This window comes from Mesorhizobium sp. M7A.F.Ca.CA.002.04.1.1 (genome assembly GCF_004022805.1).
GTDB classification, from domain to species: Bacteria; Pseudomonadota; Alphaproteobacteria; order Rhizobiales; family Rhizobiaceae; genus Mesorhizobium; species Mesorhizobium ciceri.
The window spans coordinates 1-1,699 of the sequence record NZ_RZPL01000961.1; the positions used below are offsets into that span (position 1 = coordinate 1).

General features: G+C 62.6%; 3 protein-coding genes. 1 reads left to right on the forward strand and 2 read right to left on the reverse strand.

The window, feature by feature from the left end; all coding sequences use genetic code 11:
* Positions 1–239, forward strand: a 239-nt coding sequence (locus ENZ75_RS34795) for a hypothetical protein (RefSeq protein ID WP_206617141.1), incomplete at its 5' end; no start/stop codon positions are given.
* On the opposite strand, the gene scpB is transcribed toward ENZ75_RS34795, so the two are convergent.
* Together scpB and ENZ75_RS31010 are read right to left on the reverse strand one after the other, a co-directional pair.
* Positions 226–993: an SMC-Scp complex subunit ScpB gene (gene scpB / locus ENZ75_RS31005; protein WP_027160430.1), complete on the reverse strand. Its 768-nt coding sequence runs from the start codon at positions 991–993 to the stop codon at positions 226–228. The two genes, ENZ75_RS34795 and scpB, sit on opposite strands and share 14 nt — an antisense overlap.
* On the reverse strand, positions 990–1,699 hold a 710-nt coding region (locus tag ENZ75_RS31010), incomplete at its 5' end, for a ScpA family protein (RefSeq protein ID WP_164888145.1). The genes ENZ75_RS31010 and scpB, both read right to left, overlap by 4 nt.

The window sequence follows — 1,699 nt, forward strand, 5'->3', positions numbered from 1 at the left end:
CCAAAAGCACGATCACCAGCACGATCATCCAGTGCCAAATCGAAAATGAACCCATAGCAAATCTCTCTCGAATGTTTTCCCTGGCGATGATCTATGCGTTTTCGCGTTGGGATTCAAACACAACTGCGACAGAGTTTATGAAAGGGTGGCGGATGTCACGCATTTTCGACGCGGCGGCCCCGCTACGAATCCGCGCATCCTCGACAGATCGGCCGCCAATGCCAGTCAATCTTCCGTGACGCGCGGCGTCAGCAGGCCGAGTTCCTCGAGATCGATATCGGTGAGCGCATCCTCGTCGTCGGTCAATGCATCGGGATCGGCCGGCGGCTGCGGAATGGAGAAATTCGACGGCATGCGGCCCGAAAGCAGGCCGGCCCCCTTCAGTTCCTCCATGCCGGGCAGATCGCGGATCTCTTCCAGCGCGAAATGATCGAGGAAGGTCTCCGTCGTGCCGTAGGTGACCGGGCGTCCGGGTGTCTTTCGCCGGCCGCGCATGCGCACCCATTCCGTTTCCAGCAGCGTGTCGAGCGTGCCTTTCGAGGTTTCGACACCGCGGATGTCCTCGATCTCGGCACGCGTCACCGGCTGGTGATAGGCAATGATCGCCAGCACTTCGAGAGCCGCGCGGGAGAGCTTCCTTTGCTGGACGGTATCCCTGCTCATCAGGAAAGCCAGGTCGCCGGCGGTGCGGAACGCCCAGGCATCGCCGACACGCACCAGATTGACGCCGCGCCGCGCATAGATCTGCTGCAGCTCGGCCATGGCCAGGGCGATGTTGATGCCGTCCGGCAGGCGTGCCGCAAGCTGCTTTTCGCTGACGGGTTCGGCGCTGGCGAACACGATCGCCTCGGCCATGCGCACAGCCTCGGCCAGATGCAGTCGCTCGGCCGGGTTTTGTAGCTGCTGCTCGGCCGGATCCTGGGAAAGCGGGCCCTCGTCGGGTTCATCGCCGATCTTGAACGGGACAACCGAAGCGTTGGCGCGTTCGCTCATGATGCCACCTCGACTGCCTTGATTGTCTGCGTTCGGCCGCGCAGGTAGATCGGCGCGAACGTCTGATCCTGCCGCACATCCATCTTGCCTTCGCGCACCAGTTCCAGCGTGGCAGCGAACGAGCTCGCGATCGCCGTGCGCCGCTCCTCGGGACTGGTCATGTACGCGATCAGAAAACTTTCCATCGTCGTCCAGTCGCTCACGGCTCCCACAAGGCGGGTCAGGATGTCGCGCGCGTCCTTGAGCGACCAGACACCGCGCCTGGCGATGGTCACATTGTTGATCGCCTGCTTCTGGCGCTGCTGGGCATAGGCGGTCAAGAGATCGTAGAGCGAGGCAGAATAGGCGTTGCGCTTTTCGATGATGACCATTTCCGGCATGCCGCGCGCGAACACGTCGCGGCCGAGCCGGTTGCGGTTGACCAGACGCGCCGAGGCGTCGCGCATGGCTTCCAGCCGCTTCAGTCGGAACTGCAGCACCGCCGCCAGTTCCTCGCCGCTTTCGCCCTCGTCGCCTGGCTGCTTGGGGATCAGGAGCTTGGACTTGAGGAAGGCCAGCCATGCCGCCATCACCAGATAGTCGGCGGCAAGCTCCAGCCTGAGCGCCCTCGCCGTCTCGACAAAGGTCAGATATTGCTCGACCAGCGCCAGGATCGAAATGCGCGCCAGATCGACTTTCTGGGTGCGGGCAAGATGCAGCAGAAGAT